Source organism: Candidatus Amarolinea aalborgensis, from assembly GCF_900491745.1.
GTDB lineage: Bacteria > Chloroflexota > Anaerolineae > SSC4 > Amarolineaceae > Amarolinea > Amarolinea aalborgensis.
Window position 1 is genome coordinate 1 of the sequence record NZ_UETR01000017.1, and the last position, 20,114, is coordinate 20,114.

Sequence of the window (20,114 nt, forward strand, 5' to 3'; positions counted from 1 at the left end):
CAATAAATTGTGATTGGGAGGCAGAGAAGGGGTCTGAGCAGAGAGGGGCAAGAGAAGCGGCCAGGCGGTCACGAAATGGCGTAGCGGTCAACACGGTGTGGTATAATGTTACAAGATTGTCCTCAAGTTACCCGACCAGAGCGACATCGAAACTAGGAGGTAGGACGCTATGCCACGCCGTTTCAATGTGGCCGGGCCGTGCAAGCCCGAGATCCACTACATGCTGCCCGCCGCGGCACGCGTGCCGCTGGCGCGCCGCCTGGTGGCCGACCAGAACTACTTCGTCATCCATGCGCCGCGCCAGAGCGGCAAGACGACCGCGATGGCCAATCTGGCGCAGCAACTGACCGCCTCTGGCGACTATGTGGCCGTGCTCGTCTCCGTCGAGGTGGGGGCAGCCTTCAATGACGACCCCGGCGCGGCGGAACTGGCGATTCTAGACGAGTGGCAGCGTGCCATGAGCGCCCGCTTGGCACCAGATTTGCAGCCGCCACCCTGGCCCGAAGCGCGCCCAGGCGCCCGCATTGGCCGCGCACTGCAGATGTGGGCCACAGCCGCGCCGCGGCCGCTGGTGCTCTTCATTGACGAAATTGACGCCCTGCGCAATGACGCGCTCATCTCCTTGCTGCGCCAATTGCGCACGGGCTACTTCGACCGCCCACGCAGCTTTCCCTGGTCTCTTGCCCTCATCGGTCTGCGCGACGTGCGCGACTACAAGGTGGCTTCGGGCGGCAGCGAGCGCCTCAACACGGCCAGTCCCTTCAATATCAAAACCGAGTCGCTGACGCTGGGAGATTTTTCCGCTGACGACGTGACAACACTCTATGGCCAGCATACGGCGGAGACCGGCCAACGCTTTACGCCCGAGGCCGTGGCGCTGGCTTATGAATTGACCCAAGGACAGCCGTGGCTAGTCAACGCTTTGGCGCGCCGGGCGGTGATGGAGGTGGCCCCCGATCCGGCGATTGCCATCACGCCCGAGCACATTCTGACCGCCAAGGAGATTCTGATTCAGCGCCAGGACACCCACCTGGACAGCCTGGCCGAACGGCTGCGCGAACCGCGCGTGCGCCGCGTCATCGAGCCGATGTTGACTGGAGGGTCGTTGAGCGACGTGCCGCAGGACGATATTCGCTTCCTGGTTGACCTGGGGCTCTGCCGCTTCGACGGCGCTGGCGGCTTGGTGATCGCCAATCCGATCTACCGGGAAGTGTTGCCGCGCGTGCTCGCCTACACCACCACGGCTTCGCTGCCGCAGATTAGCCCGACCTGGCTCAAACCCGATGGCGGCCTGGACGCGGATAAGCTGCTCACCGCGTTTCTCGCCTTCTGGCGCCAACACGGCCAGCCGCTGCTAGGCAGCGTGCACTATCACGAGGTGGCCGCGCAGCTGGTGATGATGGCCTTTCTGCACCGCGTGGTGAACGGGAATGGCACGCTTGACCGCGAGTATGCGATCGGCACGCGGCGCATGGACCTCTGCCTGCGTTACGGTGGGCCGCAGCCGGTGACGCTGGGGATCGAACTCAAGGTGTGGCGCGATGGCGAGGAGGACCCCCTGGCTGACGGACTGGTGCAGCTCGACGCCTACCTGGACGGGCTTGGCCTGCCCGGCGGCTGGCTGGTGATCTTCGACCGGCGCAGCGGCCAACTCCCCATCGCCAAACGCACCACGGCTGAGCCCGCCGCGACGCCGGCCGGACGCACGATTACGCTCATCCGCGCCTGACGCGACCCTGGGTAGCGATGGACGGCCACATGCAGCAATCCAACTTCTGTGGCGAGAGTCTTTCACTGATTGGACTAGCCGCCGCCCCTTGGCCCCTTGGCTGCGTCCTCCAGTGACACAGCCAAGAGGCCAGGGGGGGGATGACGGATTCCGTGGCAGCCCTTACGGCACGAGCGGGGCATAACCGAGGTTCGCCAGGGCACCCGCAATGACCTCGCTGCCCTTGTCCGAGGGGTGTCCGTTCATTTTGCTGATGGTAAGGTCGCCTGCGATAGCCTTCAGACCGTCCGGGCCGTTGAACGCATGGTAGGTGTCCGCGCAGGTAAATCCGTTCGCCTGCGCCGCTTTGCAGATCATTGCGCTCCACGCGTCGTAGACGGCGCGCGTTGGGTTCGTGGCTTCGGGCGGGGTAACGTTGCCATTGGCGGAGTCTATCCCACCGAGCCAGTCATTGTAGGGGGTGATTGTCCGGAAGATGGTTGACTTTCCGGCGCGCAGGGCGACGATCTGGGCAAAAACGCTCTCGAGTTTCGGGCGGAAGATCTCCGCCGCCGTAGCCGCGCAGGTCGGATTGAACTTCGACCAGTCAATCGTGCCGCTGCTGTCACCGTCGCACGGGTCGTCGTCACGGTTGAAGGGGGAGTCGTTGGCGCCGATGCTGACGACAATGATGTCCGCATTGGCGAGCGCCTCGCGCCGTTGGACGTCGGTCTGCAGCTCTTCGAGCAAACCGTCGGTCTGCAGCCCATTGGCCTGGGAGAGGTTCCGGAGATCCACGGGGTGGCCGGTTGCCTCGGTGATGCTATGGGCATACCGGACGACGGCGTTGATACAGCCAGGACAGTAGTCCTTCCAGTTGAATAGTAACGAATCGCCAACAGCCACGAGCGACCAGGGCGCCGGCGTTGGCGTAAGTGTTGCGGTGGCCGTTGGGGTAGGTTGTGGTTTAGGCGCTGCCGGTGCGCTACACCCAACCAACAAAGAGAGTGTTAAAACTAATCCAAAGCCAATCCGGTGAAGGATTTTTCTGTCGTCCATAATAGCCTCCTATGGCCTTGGTGCCGCTCCACTCATAAAGAAGCGGGCTAACCGTTTGCGTTTCCCGCTGGCAGGCGCCAATTCCAACGCTACGCGCCCTCCTGGACCTCGATAATCTGGTCTGCGACGAGTCCATGGGCCTCGCGATGCACCGCGTTGGCTGCTTCTTTGTTTGGCGCCTCGACCAGGCAGAAGACTTTGCCCTGGCTTACGTCGTACCAATAATTCAGGTACTTCACACCGTGCTTTGCCTGAGTCTCGAGGTCTTGTGCGTGGGCATTGATGACCGCTTCCGCAGTCAGCCCTTCCACATGTTCGTGAATATCCATATAGAGCGGCATATTCTAGACAATCCCTTCATTAGTGAGTCTTGTATCTCGATACCGAGAGTGATTGATGTCCATGCCGCACCGGCACGGGTTGTTGATCTGTGTTCATCTTACGCCCATTCCCCGCGCGGTGATAGACATAAATTGATCTACTTTTGGGGCAGTTTCACGAAGATAAATTGTAATTGAGGAGAAGGGCGCGCGCGGTCAAGAAGACTGTTTATATTGGAAGTGCTGCGGTTACGCGGACGGCTCGTCCAGCGCAACCCAGCCCTGGCGCAAGGCATGGAGCGCGGCCTGGGTGCGGTTGGTCACGTGCAGCTTTTGGTGGATGGTGCGCAGCCGGTTGATCGCGTCTGAATCTAGCGATCTACCAACCGCCGATCGTTCAGCGCTGTCACGTTTGGCCTTCTTCGCTAAGCTGTAACTGGCACAGACGAAATCCCCAAGCCCGCCATCTGCCGGATGTGGTCATCGAACGCGAAAACCTGCGAAATGCCTAAACGCTTAGCCATCACCAGGATCGAGCAATCGGTATAGCTCCAAGCTTTATCGTCATACCGGCAAAAGGCTTCCCAAGTCGCGGTATCGTCATCGTCGGATAGATTGACATAATGATGTTCTTCTCGCATGACGCGGCCGATCATGATAGAAGCCTTCGGCGAAACCTTGGCTCGAAACCATGTCACTGTCTCATCAAACACCGATTCCAGGATGACCCAACGCATGTTCGAATGCGTCGCTACGTACTGTTGAGCATCCTGGTGGTGCGCTTCCGTTCTCACGAAAAAGGCAATGAGAGCCGATGTATCTGCGATGATCTCGGCCATTAGCCACCTCGGTTAAGCAGATCGTCCACGTGCTCGGCGTAGTTGGTGATTTCGTGGCCCTGCGCATCGCGGCCAACGATATATTGAGGGTCTGGTTCCGACACTTCCAGCGCGCCACAGAGTTGCCAGGTGCGAGTCTGGGTGATGTCGAAATCCGGCTCCTCTGTTTGGGCAAAATGCTCCAGCATCTGCGGGATGATCTGATCCAGAGGCGCAGAGCGGCGCGCTGCTTCATTCACCAGCCATCGGTATAATGCTGGCGATAGATCGAATTGGACACGGTAATCTGGTGTTGACTCGGCTGCTGTTCTGCCCATCGGATCCTGCTCCCTTCTCTTAAATCATCAGGTGAAGTAGCGGCAGGCGCAGTATACTTCAGAATTGACGGCTAGGCAAGCGTGTTTCGCGAACAAGCACCGGACAGGTAACTGCTGTCAATGTTACGAAGAAGGCGCCGCGAACAATGGGAGCAGGTAGAGCGAGGACAATCTCCAGACTGCGGTTACGCGGACAGCTCGTCCAGCGCAACCCAGCCCTGGCGCAGGGCATAGAGCGCGGCCTGGGTGCGGTTGGTCACGTGCAGTTTTTCGTAGATGGTGCGCAGCCGGTTGGCTACGGTGTAGACGGAGTAGTTGAGCGCTTGCGCAATGTCCTGGTTTTCAACGCCCTGGGCGACCAGGCGCAGGATAGCCATCTCGCCCTCTGTCAGCAGCTCGACGGCCGGCAGTTCCGGCATGCCCAGGTGCAACTCGCTGAGCACGCGGGCGGCGATGATGGGGTCCATGAGGTAGTCGCCCCGGTGCACGGCCTCGATGGCCGCAATCAACTCGTGGGCGTCCACGGTCTTGAGCAGATAGCCGCGCGCGCCGGCGCGAATGGCGTCGAGCATGTACTGCTCCTGGCGATACATGGTCAGCGCGATGATGCGAGCCGTGGGGGTCTCGCGCATGATCTGGCGAATGGCCTCCGCTCCGTCTACATCGGGCATCACGATGTCCATCAAGATCACGTCCGGCTGCGTCGTGCGCGCCAGCGCCACCGCCTCAGCGCCGTGCGCCGCTTCGGCCACAACTGTATAGCCCCCAAGCCCTTCGCAAAGTTGGCGCAAGCCCTGGCGCACCAGGGTGTGGTCATCGGCAATCAGGATCCTAATCCGCGGCATGGTTGACCTCTTGGGTGCGCGGCGGCAAGGTGATAACCAACTCCGTGCCCTGGCCGGGCGCGCTGCGGATGTCCAGGGTGCCGCCCAGATCCAGGATGCGTTCGCGCATCTGGCGCAGGCCGAAATGGCCGGCCTGATCGGTCGGGCCAAGCTGGCTGGGGTCGAAGCCGCGGCCGTTGTCGCGCAGCGAGACGGCGACGCCGCCAGCGGCATCTACCGTCAGCCGCACCAGCACCGAACTGGCGCCGGCATGCTGGCCAATGTTGTTCAAGCCTTCTTGCATAATGCGGAACAAGGGCAATTCATAGGCCGAGGAGAGGGCCTCTTGCCGTCCAGATACCTCGAGCCGGGCCGCCAGTTGATTTTGGTCGCCAAAGTCGCCCACCAACTGCGCCAGCGCCGGGAAGAAGCCGAGCGCCTCCAGGTCCACCGGACGTAGGGCGAAAATGGCGCGGCGCAGATCCATGATGGCGGCCATCAGCACGGCTTGCAGCTCGTCCAGCGCAGCGCGCATCCCGGGTGGCGCGCCGTCGGCCAGGTGAGACCACAGAGCCGACTTGAAACGCAGCCCGGCCAGGTTTTGCGCCACGCCGTCGTGAATCTCGTGGGCGATGCGCCGGCGCTCAGCGTCAATGGCTTCGGCCTCAGTGCGGCGCTGCTTTTCCGCGCTAATGTCTTCCACCGTGACGATCATGCGGCCGGCGTCCGTCGCATCGGGTGCGGCGATCACGCGTACGGGAAAGCGCGTACCGTCGCGATGCTGGTTGGTGGTCTCGACCATCACGGTCTGGCCATGCCGGACCTGCTGCATGAGGGCAAGGACTGTTGGCCTGGCATCGTCGGGCACGAGTTGGAGCGCCGGCATGCCCATTAGCTCGGCGGGCGTGTAGCCGTAGACCAGCCCCGCCCGGCGGTTAGCCTCCAGGATCGTCACGGAGCCAGCGGTCAGGTCGGCCACGAAAATGCAGATGGGCACGGACTCGAAGAGGCGGCGGTAGCGCTGCTCGCCAGCCCGACGTGCGCTGTTAGATTGACTACTCACCTTGTTACCATTCCTTCGCCCCTAACCCGGGCAAGCCGGAACCAGAAAGTCAAACCACAAAATTATAGCTGAGTTTACGGCTCTGACCAAGCCAGCAGGTCTTGGCAGGGTGAATGTTCCGTTACGCGGTTGACAAACTGATGCTGCGCGACTAAAATGTACGTACAGGCATTTCAATAACGTACGTTCGTATGTGTTCCATAGGGAGGAAAGATGAAGACGGTATCTGCCACCGAATTACGAGCGAACATCTATCAACTTCTCGATGAGGTATTGCGCAGCGGCCTGCCCATCGAGGTCAAACGGGGAGAGCGAAAATTACGCATTGTGCCGGTCGAGAAGGCAGACAAGTTCCAAAACCTTGTCTATCGGCCGGATGTGATCCAGGGTGATCCCGAAGAACTGGTTACCCTCAGCTGGGAAGCGGAGGTAAGCCTTGATCTACCTTGATACCCACGTCGTTGTCTGGCTCTTCTCAGGGTTGACCGACAAGTTCAGTGCGACAGCGCAAAGGCTGATCAACGACAACGAAATTCGTATCTCACCTGTCGTGCGCTTGGAATTGCAGTACCTGTTTGAAATCCAGCGGATTGCAGAAACGCCAGACAGCGTCGTGACCGACCTGGTTAACCGCATCGGGCTACAGGTCTGCACCAGACCGTTCAATCTCATCGTGACGCAAGCCTTGACATGCACCTGGACGCGTGATCCTTTCGACCGCCTGATCACAGCCAACGCGGCCTTGCACGACAATATCCTCTTGTCAAAGGATCGTAACATCCTCCAGCACTACACGCATGCCAGATGGGCGTAAGTGTCCTTCAGAAACTCGCCCTAGAGGCTCGTTTGGACATTTCCAAATCGAATGGGTAGGACAGGTTTCAGATTCGCGCCTCGACTTCATTGGTGTTGATGACCGTTTCGACGTCGTGAGGCGTCCGGAGTTCACCCTGACCTGCTTTGAAAGCGTTGATCTCTTGGATGCCATCCAGAATTTTCTGTCCGATGTCACGCTTAACCATGTTTGATTTCCTCAGAAATCTTCCTTCGTCGCTGCGGCCGGGGCCGCGCGCTCGACCAGGGCCGCGGCGACGGCCAGGCCAATGTACAGCCAGAGGAGGCTGCTCATGTGCGGATAGGTCAGGTTGAAGAGGTAATGATCGAGCGCGGCGGCCGCGAGCGCGCCGGCCAGCGCGCCGCCCAGGCCCAACAGGACGGCATCGCGCCCGGCTGCCAGGCCGTGGCGCCAGGTGCGCCAGAGGAAGGCAAAGAAACCGGCGATGACGGTGAGGAAAACCAGCAGCCCAGAGAGTCCCATCTCTTCCGCCATCAGCAGATAGGCGCTGCTGACGCCGATGTAAATATCAATGTCCGGCGTGCCGCTGAAGCCTACGCCAAACCAGGGATAGCGGCCGATAAGCAGCAGGGCGTCCTTGTATTCGCCAAAGCGCATCTGCGTCGCCAGGTCTTCGCCGCGCAGCCCGGCCAGCAGGCGCGCCACGTAGGCTTGGGTCTGCGGCAAGAGCAGCAGGAGCGCCGCACCAAGCACCCCCAGAAGGAGCAAGCGGCGGTATTTCAGGCTGGCCAGGATCAGGAGTGAGATGCCCAGGCCCATCAACGCGGAGCGCGAGTAGGTCAGGTAGAGCGCCAACACCTGCACGACGAAAATGGCGCTGATCCACACGCGCGGCAGGAGCGACGAACGGCTGAAAAACTGCGGCGCGGTCAGTCCCGCGGCCAGGATCATCATGCCGCCCAAGACATTGGGGTCCACAGCCAGGCCAATGGCGCGCATGGGATTGTTGGGATCATCTTCGATGTAGCGCAGCGCGCCGTAGCCGCCAGGGTATTTCAAACGCGCCAACGCGTCCAGGATGCGCACGGTCCAGGCGTCGGGGATGACATAGAAGACGACCGCGATCAGCGCGCAAACGCCGCCGCCGATGATCAGGACGCGGGTTAGCCAGTCCACATCCTCGCGGGTGCGAATCTCGTTGACGGCCACAAAAAAGAGCGCAATGCTGATCACCACTTCGATGAACTGGCGCATAATCTGCTGCGTTGGCATCGCGTGCGTGGCGCCCATGACAAAGGTGAACATCGCCAGGGCCAGGAAGAGCAGCACCAGGCCGCCTAACGGCGAAAAGACGAAGGCGCGATCCTGGCCCGTGGCGATGCGCACCAGCCAAACGAAGAAGAGGGCCAGCAGCGCGGCGTCCAGGAAGGTGGGCGTGAAACCGAGTTTGAACGGGAACGCCGCAAACGGTAGAATCCAGATGACGGCGGCGAGGACGATGAAACCCCAACGCGTGCTGCGCAAGACGAGGATGGCGGCGGCCAAGCCAACTGCGCCGGCCAGGGCGTAGGTTGGCCCCAACACGGCCACGTAGAGACCAAGCGCCGCCGCCGCCAGGCCGATCAACCACCAGAGGGTGCGCCGCGTGGCGCGCGGATCGCCTTCCATCAGCGCCGCCGACAGACGGCGCCAATCCCACCATCGCCTCGGCCTGGCGCCCAGCGCGACACCTGGCGCGGCGTCAGGAGGCCAGGAACGCGCGCTCATACCACGTGCACCTTCATCAGATCGGTGGCGCCGGGCTGACTGCCCACGCTGCCGGCCGTGACCACCACTGTGTCGCCCAGGTTGACAAAGCCCTGACGCTGCGCTGCGCGGATGGCGTCGGCCAGCATACGGTCGGTGGTGGTCTCGCGGTCGGCCAGCAAGGGGTAGATGCCCCACGAGAGCATGAGCTGGCGCTGCGTCTGCGCGCTGGGCGTCACCGCGACCACGGGGGCTTGGGGCCGGAAGCGCGCGACCAGCCGCGCCGTGCTGCCAGAAAGGGTCGGGGCGATAATGGCCTTCGCTTTGAGATCGCGCGCGGTCTCGCAGGAAGCATGGGCCACGGCCTGGGCGACGGTCACTTTGACCACCGATTCATCGGTGAAGCGCAGGCTCCAACTCGCGGCCTGTTCAGCCTGCTGAACGATGTGCGCCATCGTCTGCACGGTCGCCACCGGGTATTGACCACTGGCCGTTTCGCCGGAGAGCATCACCGCGTCGGTGCCATCGAAAACCGCATTCGCTACGTCCGAGGCTTCGGCGCGCGTCGGTCGCGGGTTGCGCATCATCGAGTCGAGCATCTGCGTCGCGGTGATGACCGGCTTGCCAGCCTGATTGCACAGGCGAATGATGCGCTTCTGGATCACCGGCACCTCTTCGGTCAACATCTCGATGCCCAGGTCGCCGCGCGCCACCATGATGCCATCCGCATCCGCAATGATCTCCTCGATGGCGATGACCGCCTGGGGCTTCTCGATCTTGGCAATCACCAGCGTGGGTTGATCGAGTGGGTTGGCGGCTCGAATGAGCGCCTTGAGCTCGCGCACTTCGGCGGCGCTGCGCACAAAGGAGAGCGCCACCCAATCCACGCCCTGGCCCAGGGCAAAAGCGAGATCGGCGCGATCCTTGTCCGTGATGGCGGGGATGCTCAGAGAAGCGTCTGGCAGATTCATGCCCTTTTTGGAGGTCAGCAAGCCGCCGGTCAGCACCAGGCAGGTGATCTCCTGGCCAGAGACGCTCCGCACTTCCAGTTCCAGCAGGCCGTCGTCGAGCAGAATGCGCTCGCCCTGGTGGACGACGCCAGGCAGCTCGGCGTACTGAATCGGCACCAGGCCGGCCTGGCCGATCAGCGGCGCTGTCGTAAGTACGACGGTCTTGCCTGCCTCCAGCAGCAGGCCGGCGCCCATCTCGCCCACGCGCAGCTTGGGGCCTTGCAGATCGGCCAGCAGCGCCACCGGCTTGCCGGCCGCTGACGCCGCGGCGCGCACGCGCGCGATGGTATCTGCGTGGAAGGCATGATCGCCGTGCGAAAAATTGAGCCGCGCCACGTCCATGCCGGCGGCGATCAGACTGTTCAACACATCTGGTTCGCGGCTGGCCGGGCCAATGGTGCAAATGATCTTTGTGCGCAGACGGGCTTGGTTCATTGGTAAATCATCTCCCTTGGTGGATCGAGATCGGTGTCATCCAGGCTGAGGAGGGCTGGTTCCTCAGATTGTGGGGGCATGGGCGGCGCCGCGGATTCGGTGGCGGCTTCGATGGCGGCCATGATTGTACGCGTCACCGCTTTGACGACCCGCGGCAACGGTCGCTCGCTGTGACGCTTGGCAAAATGAGTGAGCGCCGTCAGCAGGTCAATGTCAACCCCATAGCGTTCGCGCAGGCGATCGCGATGATAGGTAATCCAGAGATAGAGGTCGGCCTCGGTGCGCTTGGGGAATTCTCTCAGAATATCGCTATCGCGAATCACCTGCACATTGGGCAGATAGACATGGTCATACCAGCTTTCCACCGCCTCTTGATAGGGCACATCGCGCTGATGTTGCAGCCCCAAGTAATAGTGGTGGACGTGAATGTGCTCCAGGAGTTGTTGATAGCGGCCTGGCTCGGTCAGCTCGATGTGCGCATCAGGCCGCAGGGTGTTGAGGTCAGTCTGATCGAGAAAATGAGCGTACTCGATCTTGATGATCATTTCGTCAGGCTGCACCGTGGGAGGCAGCTCAACCGGCACATCAATCACCGTGACCCACGCTTCGATATGACTCAGGCCGTTGGCGCGCGCCACCGACACGCGGTGATTGCCGTCACGCACAAAGTAGACTTCGCCCAGTTGGTAGACCTCGATCGGCGGCAAGTCTTCCAGGCGGTTGAGGGCCATGTCAATCCGCTTCCAGCGCTCGGCATTGGCGCCGCTGAGGGGAACGAAGTAGCGGTCGAAGTCGCGGTAGCGCCCCACGCTGCCGACGATTCGGTCCAGCCGAATCATCTGGGTGTCGCGCATCTTGATCTGCCCACGGGCCAGCAGCAGGTCTTTTACTTCATCGTAAGACATCAGACGATCTGACTTGCCCGTCAACGAATTGAGAATTTGACGGACAAGCGCCTGACCCTGCACGCGATGGAAGCGTTCATACGCGGCATTGGAGGAATAAAGGGCATTACTTGCCATACGTGCATTCCATTAAAAACGGGAGCCAGCCTATGGCGCTGCCCCCGTTGCATTACCTTCAGATTTTGCACCGCCCGACCCAGGCCTGCGTCCGACCACTGGACAGCAACGACAAGCGGTCGAGTGGTAGACGGATGGCTGAGTGCGATGATTGGTCGCGCGTGGCGGCGCAAGTAGTTTAGCACACATCAGAATGGTTGTCTAGCCAGAAGATCAATCAAATGGCGAATGGATCCGCCGCGTTGCTCATGAGTTGGTCAAGGATGCGCAGTTCGCGGCGCTGAATGGTCTGCAGAAAATAGTCCGCGCCTTGCATGTGCTTGAACGCAGCAAAACCCTGCTCAAGGAAATCCTGCAGCTCAATCCAGCCCGCGCGATAAGCCGGTCCGTGCGCCAGGCGTAAAGTTAGCGTAATGAAAGGCAGTCGCGTCAGGCGATCAATGCCGCGGCCCACCTCGCCAATTAGTTCAATCTGATAACGACGGATGTCCAGGTTGTCGCACAACTGGTAGCCCCTGGCGTACTGCTGCGGGGTCAAGGAGTTGGTGACGCCCAGTTGATTCACCAGCACGTCCAGCAGTTGGGCATCCAGCGCGCGCGTCAGGTTGTTCAGCTCGATGGTCAGCGTGAGCGTGTGCAGCATGCGCTCGGGTAGGAAACGCAGCATGAAGTTGTGCATGCGCTCCACGTCCTGGTCTCGTTGGCTGAAATCGCGTGGGGCGTAGATGTGATCGAGAAAAAAACGACAGCCCGGACCGTAACGATCGCTGGCGAGCAGATCAGCATGTGTGCGCGCCAGGCGCTGCGATTGCCAGGCGCGGAAGAAAACCTCAGACGGGGGCAGCGCCGCTCGCGACAGCGATTGGTGAACAGACTGCTGATGCCGGTGTAACTGCATAAGCAGGCGAACAGCATCGGTTGGCTTGGGTGTTTCATTCATAGCTTGCCGATTATACAACAATGAGGGCCGTATGAGACAAAAGTCGCTGCCTTGCGCGCGCCTTCCGCCTATACTTGTGTCTGAAAGCACAAGTGAGGCCAGTTCAAGATGAAACCTAACGTCGGACTGCCAAGAATGGATGCCCTTCCCCTCCCCAGGATCATCGAGGAGAAATGTACAGGCTGCGGCCGCTGCGTCGCAGCCTGCCCCACCGACGCCCTCGCACAGGTGAACCAGGTTGCGCAGCTTATCCGGCCAGACGATTGTACTTATTGCACGATCTGCCAGGATTTGTGCCCCGAAGATGCCATTGAACTGCCTTTCTTGATTGTCTTTGCTTAAAGCGTTCGGTTTGAACCGGTGTCTGCCTGGTGCAGGCTGTGGCCCGTAGCCTGCAAGCCTGTGCCAGGCAGCCCGCAGTGCCAAAACCTATTTTTCTCGTTTGTCTGCTCTTGGAAAGGAGGACGTGAGTCCATGAAGCGCACAGTGTACGTTGTCCTGCTCATCACCCTGCTCGTGTTGACCGGTTGTAATCGGGCGCAGCAAACCCCCACGCCACAGGCGTCGCTGCCTGCCGACGCCGGTCTGCCCCAAAGCGCCGCCGCCATCGCCGCGGAGCGAGGCCTGACCCCAGACGATGTCGCGGCCGCCCTGAAGACCTATGTGCCAACCGGCAAGTATGATGATTACGTCATGTTTGCCTCGGGCGGCCAAAGCGGTCAGATTCTAGTCATTGGCCTGCCTTCGATGCGCATCCTGAAGCTAATCGCTGTTTTCACACCTGAATCGTGGCAAGGCTGGGGCTACGGCTCGAACGAATCTGAAGAGGTGCTCAACGGCGGCAACGTCGGACCTAACAAGATTCGCTGGGGCGACACGCACCATCCGGCCCTCAGTGAGACCGCGGCCGAGTACGACGGCAATTTCCTCTTCATCAATGACAAAGCCAATGCGCGTATCGCCGTGATTGACCTGCGCGATTTTGAAACCAAGCAGATCATCAAGAACCCGAATGCCATCAACGATCATGGCGGCAGCTTCGTCACCCCAAACACCGAGTATGTCGTCGAAGGCCCGCAGTATGCAGCGCCCATTGGCTTCAGCTATGCTGCAATTGATGAATACAAGGACAAGTATCGCGGCCTGATTTCCTTCTGGAAGTTCGACAAGGAAAAGGGCCGCATTGACATGGCCGCCTCGTTCCAGATCGAGCTGCCGCCGTACTGGCAAGACCTGTGTGACGCTGGCAAGCTGGAGAGCGATGGCTGGGTCTTCTGCAATTCGTTCAACACGGAATTGGCCACCGGCGCCGGGCCAGATGGCAAAGGCCCGCAGTTCGAAGCGGGCGTGTCCAAGAATGACATGGACTACCTGCATATCATCAATTGGAAGAAGGCCGAAGAGGTCTACAAGGCCGGTAAGGTTGAAAAGATCAACGGCATTGATGTGATCCGTATGCAGACCGCGATTGATGAAGGGCTGCTCTACTTCGCGCCCGAGCCGAAAAGCCCGCACGGCGTGGATGTGACGCCGAGAGGCGATTACATCACCATCGGCGGCAAGCTCGATCCGCACGTCAGCGTCTACAGCATCGCGAAGATCAAGGCTGCCATCGCGGCCGGCCCGACCGAGAAGGACGCCTACGGCGTGCCGGTGCTGAAATTCGACGATGTCCTGCAGGCGCAGGTGGAACTGGGCCTCGGCCCCCTGCACACCGTCTATGACGACCAGGGCTATGCCTACACCAGCCTCTTCCTCGACAGCGCCGTCGCGCGCTGGAGCCTGGGCGAGCCGTATCGCAAGGACGGCTGGAAGCTGGAAGGCAAGCTGCCTGTGCACTACAACATCGGTCACATCGCGGCAGCCGAAGGCGACACCGCATCGCCCGATGGCAAGTACGTCGTGGCGCTCAACAAGTGGTCCGTAGATCGCTTCGTCAATGTAGGCCCGCTGCTGCCGCAGAACTTTCAGTTGATAGACATCAGCCAGCCGGGCGACAAGATGCAGCTGCTGTATGACATGCCAGTGGGCATGGCCGAGCCGCATTACGCCCAGATCATCAAGGCCGACAAGCTGCACGCCTGGGAGGTCTACCCTGAAGTCGGTTTCAACACCATCGCGATGGCCAAAGACGCGAACGCAGTGGAGGCCGGCCAAGAGCGCGTGGTGCGCAACGGCAACCAGGTCGAAATCTGGATGACCGTGGTGCGCAGTCACTTCACGCCGGACCGCGTCGAGCTGCAGAAGGGCGATCATGTGATCTGGCACCTGACCAGCATCGAGCGCGCCCGCGATGCCACGCACGGCTTTGCCCTCTCCGGCTATAATATCAATCTGAGCCTGGAGCCAGGCGAATCGAACACCATTGAGTTCGACGCTAACCTGCCGGGCACCTTCACCTGGTACTGCACCGAGTTCTGCTCGGCCCTGCACCTGGAGATGTTGGGCTACATGCTCGTCAAACCGTAAAATTGCCCTTCACGACTGCCCTGCTGCGTGATGCGGTCGCTGCCGCATCACGCAGCCCCCCGCCCCGCCCGACGCCATGCGACATCGGGAAGTTCACCACAGAAAGGGTTGGCGAAAAAGAGAAATAATGACAAACCAAGCCAAGCAGCCGATGACAAGCCCATCCAATACGCCTTTACCCCGCATGGTCAATCCCAACACGTATGTCATGCCCACCGTCATGTTCATGTTGGCGGCCATGCTGGTCGTAGTTTCAATCTTTCTGCCCTATTGGACGATGACGCTTCATGCTCCGCAGTACCCGAAGGGGCTGACGGTGCAACTGTATGTCAACCGCGTGGGCGGCGACGCCAAGGAAATTGACGGCCTGAACCACTACATCGGCATGCCCAAGATGGAAGAGGCCGCAGCGTTCGAGCGTTCATTCTCCGTGATCGCCATTGTCGCGCTCGCGCTGCTGCTGATTGCGGCCATCTTCATTCACAACCAGTGGGCGGCTCTGCTGGCGCTGCCGGTCATCGCCTATCCGCTGATTTTCCTGGCCGACCTCTTCTTCTGGCTCTACAGCTTCGGTCACAACCTGGATCCGGCAGCGCCGCTTTCGAGCAGCATTAAGCCGTTTACCCCCACGCTGTTGGGCACTGGCGTCGTCGGTCAGTTCAAGACGACGGCCATGGTGGATACCGGCTTCTACCTGGCAATTGCGGCATCCGCGATCATTCTGGTTGGCCTGTGGCTGCACCGCGCAGCCTACAAACCCCTGCTCGACGCCGAAAAGCGCGCCCACGCGCCGACCAGCAACTAAGGCGCGTTCGTTTGGAAATCGAACCATGTATCTGTTCCTGGCTGTCCTACTGACCATCGTCCAGCCCCGCGCGCTGACCAGCACGATCACCGTCGCGCCCCACGGCGCGGTGACCAGCATCGGCGCGGCTATTGCCCAGGCCCTGCCAGGCGATACCATCGAGGTGCAGGCTGGCGTCTACCCGGAACATGTCGTGATTGACAAACCGTTGACCGTGATCGGCGTAGACAATCCGGTGATTGACGGCGGCGGCGACGGCATTATCGTCCTCATCACCGCGCCCGGGGTCACGCTGCGCGGTTTCACCGTGCGCAACAGCGGGCGTGTACTCGAACACGAAGATGGCGGCATCGAGAGCCGCGCCGAGCGGACGGTCATCGAAGGCAATCACCTGGAAAATGTTCTCTTTGGCATCTACCTGAACAACGCCGCAGGCGGCATCGTGCGCGGCAACGTCGTGCGCGGCATGGATCTGCCCTCGGCCCATCGCGGCGACCTGATTCGTTTTTGGTACAGTCACGACAGCCTGCTGGAAGACAACACGATTGAGAACGGTCGTGACGCAGTGATTTGGTTCTCCAGCGACGTCACGATTCGCAACAACGTGATTCGCGACGGCCGTTATGGCTTGCACTTCATGTTCTGCGACAACAACACGCTGATTGGCAACCGCATGGAAGGAAATTCAGTCGCCATCTACCTCATGAACAGCAAGAACCTCAAGGTCATCGGCAACACCATGGCGCGCAGCCGCGGCCCGAGCGGTTATGGCCTGGGGCTAAAGGATATGGACGGCGTGCTGGCGGAAGGCAACCGCTTCCTGGACAACCGGGTCGCCGTCTACCTGGACAGCCCACCCACCGCCAGCGGTCTGACCGACCAGTTTCACCTCAACCTGTTTGCCCACAACGACATCGGCCTCTTGTTTCTGCCGCATGTGCGCGGCGCTCAGCTGTGGGACAACATTTTTTGGGAAAACGCCGAGCAGGTGGCGATTCAAGGCGGCGGCGAGTTGAAGGGAAATCTGTGGCAGAAGGATGGCCGCGGCAACTACTGGAGCGATTACACCGGTTTCGACGCCAACGAAGATGGCATCGGCGATCTTGCCTATAAATCCACGAGCCTGTTCGAGAACCTGATGGATCGCTATCCGGGCCTGCGCCTGTTCAATCTCAGCCCGGCGTCTGACGCCGTTGACCTGGCCGCGCGTGCCTTCCCCATCACGCAGCCGCGGCCCAAGATGACCGACGCCAACCCGCTGATGACCCCGCCGGCTATCCCCGCCGGCCCTGGGCTGGCGCGTCCGGCGCAAGGGCCTGCGCTCGCCGCGGCGCTGGGGCTGTTGGCCCTGGCCATCCTCATTCTAGCCAGCACACAACCCCACGATGAAATTCGCCGCCGGCTGTCCTCGTTCCGGCATAGGCAGGTAACAGCATGAAAACGTCACGCGCAACCCCATCTAACTCTGTCGCCATGATTGAGGTTGCCGGTCTGCACAAGCGGTTCGGCAAAGTCACGGTGGTCGCCGATCTTAGTTTCGAGGTGGCGGCCGGAGAGGCGCTGGCCCTGTGGGGCGCGAACGGCGCCGGCAAGACGACGGCCATCAAATGCCTGTTGGGTCTGCTCGACTACGAGGGCCGCATCGGCATCAACGGCCTGGATGCCCGGCGCCACGGGCGTGACGCGCGCCGCCAACTGGGCTATGTGCCGCAGGAATTGGCCTTCTACGACGATCTGACCACCCTGGCTACGGCGCAGTTCTATGGCCGCCTCAAGCATGTGCCGTCCACACGGCCGCACGCAGTGCTGACCCAGGTTGGCCTGGCCGATCATGCTGGCAAGCCGGTCAGCGCGCTCTCGGGCGGCATGAAACAGCGCCTGGCCCTGGCCCTGGCCCTGCTGGCGGATCCGCCCGTGCTCGTGCTTGATGAGCCAACCTCCAACCTGGACACCGTGGCGCGCGATCAGTTTTTGCAGCTGCTGGGCGAGGTCAAGACCTCTGGCAAGACGATCCTCTTCACCTCGCACCGCCTGGAAGAAGTGGAAACCCTGGCCGACCGCGCGCTGGTGCTGGAGAAAGGCCAACTGATCGCCCAAGTGCCCGCAGCCAATCTGGCCGTAACCGTCGGCCTCAAGAGTCGGGTCAAGCTCTATCTGCCCGATGCTGCGCTCGACGCCGCGCTGGCGATCCTGCAGCGGGATGGGTTCACTGCCTCGCGCAACGGCACGGGCATCTACGTAGACGTACAGCCGGGGCACAAGGCGCAGCCGATCCAGGCGCTGGCCGCAGCCCAGATCACGGTGCGCGATTTTGAAGTGGTGTGAGGCAAGATCATGGATTTTCGCAATGTGGCAACGCTCCTGCAAAAAGAACTGCGCGACTCGCTGCGCAACCGCTGGTTTGTGCTCTACACTGTGGCCTTCACCGTTCTGGCGCTGGGACTTTCGTTCCTGGCCCTATCTGGCGCAGGCGTGGTGGGGTTTGCCGGTTTCGGACGCACGGCCGCCAGCCTGATCAACCTCGTGCTCCTGATCGTGCCGCTCATGGCGTTGACCGTCGGCGCGCAGAGCCTGGCGGCGGAGTCCGAGCGGGGCACCCTGAGCTACCTGTTAGCGCAGCCCATTACACGGCTGGAAGTCTTCTTGGGCAAGTACCTGGGATTGGCCCTGGCTATCCTGGCCGCGCTGACGTTGGGATTCGGCATTTCCGGCCTGGTCATGGCCGCCAACGGCATGGCCTACGCCGATACGTACCTGGCCCTGGTCGGCCTGGCGTTTTTGTTGGCGTTGACGATGCTGAGCGTCGGCTTCGTCATCTCCGCCTTTGCCCACAAAGCTGGCATCGCCATCGGCATCTCACTCTTCCTCTGGTTGACCTTCGTCTTCCTGGGCGACCTGGGCATGATGGGGACAGCGGTTTCGATGCGGTTGAAGATTGCCGATTTGTTCCTGCTGGCCAGCGCCAACCCGCTGCAGGTGTTCAAGATGGCCTCCATCCTCAGCATCAACGCCACGCTGGATGTGCTAGGGCCTGCTGGGCTTTACGCCCTGCAGACCTATGGCAGCAATCTGCTGTGGATATTCCTGGCGGTGCTCGTGGTCTGGGTGCTGGCGCCCCTCGGCCTGGCGTACGCACGCTTTCGGCAGCGGGGAGATTTTTAGGTTGAGGACAAAGTACAAAGTGCGTAGGGGCGAACGCTGAATGAGGAAAGCTAAACGCTGATATCGAACAGTGTGCAGAGTGCGTAGTCGAGTCTCGGATTAGTGAACGCTGATGGTGAAGAGCGATGGCCGGCTCGCCGTGGAAAAAGAACCGTAAAAATGCGGAGAAAGGTGAAGAACAAAAAATGAAGACGCGTGTGATTCTCTTCGTAACCGTTGTGCTGGCGCTCGTGCTGGCAGGCTGCAGCCGGGGGCAAACCGAAATCAAGCCGCCGACTGTCCGCCTGGGCGAAGATAAGTGCGCTGACTGCGATATGATCATCAACGATATGCGCTTTGCCTGCGCTGCCATGCGTGAAGTGAGCGCCAATGACTATGAAAGCCTGCTCTTCGATGATATTGGCGACCTGGTGCGCTACCTGGCGAAACACAGCGATCAGAAATTCGTGGCGACTTATGTCCACGATTATGAAACGCAGGCCTGGATCGAGGCCGACAAGGCCGCCTATGTGAGCAGCAAGGAGCTGAAGACGCCGATGGCGTCCGGCCTGCTGGCGGTCAACAGCGCGAGCGCGGCCCAGGCCCTGGCCGCCAAAATGAACGGCGCGGTCATGGATTGGGCGGCGGTCAAGGCGCAAGCAGGCGGCATGGGCATGCCCGGCGGCAAGATGCAGGGGCAAGCGACGCCAGCCAGCCAGTAGAAGGGCTGCTGTGGCGGCCGGAGCAGCGATTGTGCAGCCGTTGCGCAGTGCGTCACAAGCCATGCCGCGATTGACGAAAAGCGCCTTTTGTAGTATGCTTGGGTTCAGCCACGTCAGCCACAAAGCCTTCCGTACGACTGACGGGGTGGTTGATCATCACGTAAGAAAATCGGAGGAGATCAAATCGTATGCGTAAATTCTGGTTGTTTGCGGTATTAGTTGTTGTCGTCCTGGCTCTCGTCGCCTGTGGGGGCGGCGCGGCAACTCCCGCTCCGGCCAAAGCCACCGAAGCCCCGAAGCCTGCTGATACGACGATGAAGGGCGACGCTGTCGCCGGCAAGAAACTCTATGACACGGCGTGTGTCGCGTGCCATGGTCCCGATGCCGTAGGCGTGCAGGGACTCGGCAAGTCGTGGGTCACTTCGACTTTCATCAAGTCAGAGACCGATGCCCAGATTCTGGAATTCGTCAAGAAGGGGCGTCCCGCGAGTGATCCGGCCAACACCACCGGCGTTGACATGCCTGCGAAGGGCGGCAACCCGGCGCTGACCGATCAGGACCTGACCAACATCATCGCGTACATGCGCACCGTCAACAAGCCATAACGGCTCCACGTTTCAGCCAACGAAAAGCTGGCTGGAAACGGCAGATTTGAAGCAAAGAAGGCCGGGGGTGAAAGTCACCCCCGGCCTTCTTGCGTCCCGGCGCCGCACGAGCAAGGATGGTTGGGCGAGCTGACCGGACGGCGCTGTCGCGTAAGCCGCTGGTCTGCCGTGGCTGGCGCGCCGGAGCATGACCGGCCGCAAACGGCGTTGTCACGCCGGAGTCGTGACCTATCACCCTGGCGAGCGGGGCAAGACCGACATGACAAAAGTCGCAGACCCCAGCGTGGCATGGC

The 20,114-nt window shown here is 61.0% G+C and carries 23 protein-coding genes; 12 read left to right on the forward strand and 11 right to left on the reverse strand.

What is annotated here, in order from left to right; translation table 11 throughout:
• Nucleotides 1-169 precede the first annotated feature (169 nt).
• Complete coding sequence (locus ACPQ6D_RS17210) at nt 170-1,729, forward strand: ATP-binding protein (protein WP_423225584.1); 1,560 nt, start codon at nt 170-172, stop codon at nt 1,727-1,729.
• Between the two features lie 162 nt (nt 1,730-1,891).
• Here the strand turns inward: ACPQ6D_RS17210 and ACPQ6D_RS17215 are convergent, their stop codons facing one another.
• Both ACPQ6D_RS17215 and ACPQ6D_RS17220 read right to left on the reverse strand, forming a co-directional pair.
• Entirely contained in the window at nt 1,892-2,614 is a 723-nt protein-coding gene (locus ACPQ6D_RS17215) for an SGNH/GDSL hydrolase family protein (RefSeq protein ID WP_423225585.1), read from the reverse strand.
• Between the two features lie 242 nt (nt 2,615-2,856).
• The gene (locus ACPQ6D_RS17220) at nt 2,857-3,108 is read right to left on the reverse strand and encodes a DUF4242 domain-containing protein (RefSeq protein WP_423225586.1); all 252 of its coding nucleotides are present in this window, start codon (nt 3,106-3,108) and stop codon (nt 2,857-2,859) included.
• Nucleotides 3,109-3,321: 213 nt separating this feature from the next.
• Between ACPQ6D_RS17220 and ACPQ6D_RS17225 the strand changes: the two genes are divergently transcribed.
• The gene (locus ACPQ6D_RS17225; RefSeq protein ID WP_423225587.1) at nt 3,322-3,456 is read left to right on the forward strand and encodes a hypothetical protein; all 135 of its coding nucleotides are present in this window, start codon (nt 3,322-3,324) and stop codon (nt 3,454-3,456) included.
• 56 nt (nt 3,457-3,512) lie between these two features.
• Here the strand turns inward: ACPQ6D_RS17225 and ACPQ6D_RS17230 are convergent, their stop codons facing one another.
• From ACPQ6D_RS17230 to ACPQ6D_RS17245, 4 genes are all read right to left on the reverse strand, one after another.
• On the reverse strand, nt 3,513-3,926 hold the full coding sequence (locus tag ACPQ6D_RS17230) for a type II toxin-antitoxin system VapC family toxin (protein WP_423225588.1): 414 nt from the start codon (nt 3,924-3,926) through the stop codon (nt 3,513-3,515).
• Nucleotides 3,926-4,243: a hypothetical protein gene (locus tag ACPQ6D_RS17235; RefSeq protein ID WP_423225589.1), complete on the reverse strand. Its 318-nt coding sequence runs from the start codon at nt 4,241-4,243 to the stop codon at nt 3,926-3,928. Before ACPQ6D_RS17235 ends, ACPQ6D_RS17230 begins: the two co-directional genes overlap by 1 nt.
• Before the next feature lie 185 nt (nt 4,244-4,428).
• Nucleotides 4,429-5,088, reverse strand: coding sequence for a response regulator (locus tag ACPQ6D_RS17240; RefSeq protein ID WP_423225590.1), 660 nt, complete (start codon nt 5,086-5,088; stop codon nt 4,429-4,431).
• On the reverse strand, nt 5,075-6,130 hold the full coding sequence (locus tag ACPQ6D_RS17245) for a PAS domain-containing sensor histidine kinase (RefSeq protein ID WP_423225591.1): 1,056 nt from the start codon (nt 6,128-6,130) through the stop codon (nt 5,075-5,077). Before ACPQ6D_RS17245 ends, ACPQ6D_RS17240 begins: the two co-directional genes overlap by 14 nt.
• 213 nt (nt 6,131-6,343) lie before the next feature.
• On the opposite strand from ACPQ6D_RS17245, the gene ACPQ6D_RS17250 reads away from it, so the two are divergent.
• On the forward strand, nt 6,344-6,580 hold the full coding sequence (locus tag ACPQ6D_RS17250) for a type II toxin-antitoxin system Phd/YefM family antitoxin (RefSeq protein WP_423225592.1): 237 nt from the start codon (nt 6,344-6,346) through the stop codon (nt 6,578-6,580).
• Nucleotides 6,567-6,944 (forward strand): type II toxin-antitoxin system VapC family toxin, encoded by a 378-nt coding sequence (locus ACPQ6D_RS17255; protein WP_423225593.1) that lies wholly within the window; start codon nt 6,567-6,569, stop codon nt 6,942-6,944. Before ACPQ6D_RS17250 ends, ACPQ6D_RS17255 begins: the two co-directional genes overlap by 14 nt.
• 67 nt (nt 6,945-7,011) lie before the next feature.
• On the opposite strand, the gene ACPQ6D_RS17260 is transcribed toward ACPQ6D_RS17255, so the two are convergent.
• The 5 genes from ACPQ6D_RS17260 to ACPQ6D_RS17280 form a co-directional block, all read right to left on the reverse strand.
• Nucleotides 7,012-7,152: a hypothetical protein gene (locus ACPQ6D_RS17260; protein ID WP_423225594.1), complete on the reverse strand. Its 141-nt coding sequence runs from the start codon at nt 7,150-7,152 to the stop codon at nt 7,012-7,014.
• Nucleotides 7,153-7,163: 11 nt separating this feature from the next.
• A complete protein-coding gene (locus ACPQ6D_RS17265; protein WP_423225595.1) occupies nt 7,164-8,693 on the reverse strand; it encodes an O-antigen ligase family protein in 1,530 nt (509 codons plus the stop codon).
• Nucleotides 8,690-10,117: a pyruvate kinase gene (gene pyk, locus ACPQ6D_RS17270; protein ID WP_423225596.1), complete on the reverse strand. Its 1,428-nt coding sequence runs from the start codon at nt 10,115-10,117 to the stop codon at nt 8,690-8,692. Before pyk ends, ACPQ6D_RS17265 begins: the two co-directional genes overlap by 4 nt.
• Nucleotides 10,114-11,139 (reverse strand): hypothetical protein, encoded by a 1,026-nt coding sequence (locus tag ACPQ6D_RS17275; RefSeq protein ID WP_423225597.1) that lies wholly within the window; start codon nt 11,137-11,139, stop codon nt 10,114-10,116. The genes pyk and ACPQ6D_RS17275 overlap by 4 nt, the downstream gene beginning before the upstream one ends.
• Nucleotides 11,140-11,356: 217 nt before the next feature.
• On the reverse strand, nt 11,357-12,079 hold the full coding sequence (locus ACPQ6D_RS17280; protein WP_423225598.1) for a DUF8198 family protein: 723 nt from the start codon (nt 12,077-12,079) through the stop codon (nt 11,357-11,359).
• A 135-nt stretch (nt 12,080-12,214) separates the two neighbouring features.
• Here ACPQ6D_RS17280 and ACPQ6D_RS17285 point away from each other — a divergent pair, with 135 nt between their 5' ends.
• The 8 genes from ACPQ6D_RS17285 (at nt 12,215) to ACPQ6D_RS17320 (ending at nt 19,821) form a co-directional block, all read left to right on the forward strand.
• Nucleotides 12,215-12,421 carry an ATP-binding protein gene (locus ACPQ6D_RS17285; RefSeq protein WP_423225649.1) on the forward strand — a complete coding sequence of 69 codons (207 nt, stop codon included), beginning with the start codon at nt 12,215-12,217 and terminating at the stop codon, nt 12,419-12,421.
• Between the two features lie 132 nt (nt 12,422-12,553).
• Nucleotides 12,554-14,548: a Sec-dependent nitrous-oxide reductase gene (gene nosZ / locus ACPQ6D_RS17290; RefSeq protein WP_423225599.1), complete on the forward strand. Its 1,995-nt coding sequence runs from the start codon at nt 12,554-12,556 to the stop codon at nt 14,546-14,548.
• A 127-nt stretch (nt 14,549-14,675) separates the two neighbouring features.
• Complete coding sequence (locus ACPQ6D_RS17295; protein WP_423225600.1) at nt 14,676-15,353, forward strand: cytochrome C; 678 nt, start codon at nt 14,676-14,678, stop codon at nt 15,351-15,353.
• Nucleotides 15,354-15,378: 25 nt separating this feature from the next.
• A complete protein-coding gene (locus ACPQ6D_RS17300; RefSeq protein ID WP_423225601.1) occupies nt 15,379-16,791 on the forward strand; it encodes a nitrous oxide reductase family maturation protein NosD in 1,413 nt (470 codons plus the stop codon).
• Nucleotides 16,788-17,678, forward strand: a complete 891-nt coding sequence (locus tag ACPQ6D_RS17305) for an ABC transporter ATP-binding protein (RefSeq protein WP_423225602.1) — start codon at nt 16,788-16,790, stop codon at nt 17,676-17,678. Before ACPQ6D_RS17300 ends, ACPQ6D_RS17305 begins: the two co-directional genes overlap by 4 nt.
• 9 nt (nt 17,679-17,687) lie before the next feature.
• The gene (locus tag ACPQ6D_RS17310) at nt 17,688-18,515 is read left to right on the forward strand and encodes an ABC transporter permease (protein ID WP_423225603.1); all 828 of its coding nucleotides are present in this window, start codon (nt 17,688-17,690) and stop codon (nt 18,513-18,515) included.
• Between the two features lie 185 nt (nt 18,516-18,700).
• Nucleotides 18,701-19,216, forward strand: coding sequence for a nitrous oxide reductase accessory protein NosL (locus tag ACPQ6D_RS17315; RefSeq protein ID WP_423225604.1), 516 nt, complete (start codon nt 18,701-18,703; stop codon nt 19,214-19,216).
• Between the two features lie 188 nt (nt 19,217-19,404).
• Nucleotides 19,405-19,821: a c-type cytochrome gene (locus tag ACPQ6D_RS17320; protein ID WP_423225605.1), complete on the forward strand. Its 417-nt coding sequence runs from the start codon at nt 19,405-19,407 to the stop codon at nt 19,819-19,821.
• Nucleotides 19,822-20,114 lie beyond the last annotated feature (293 nt).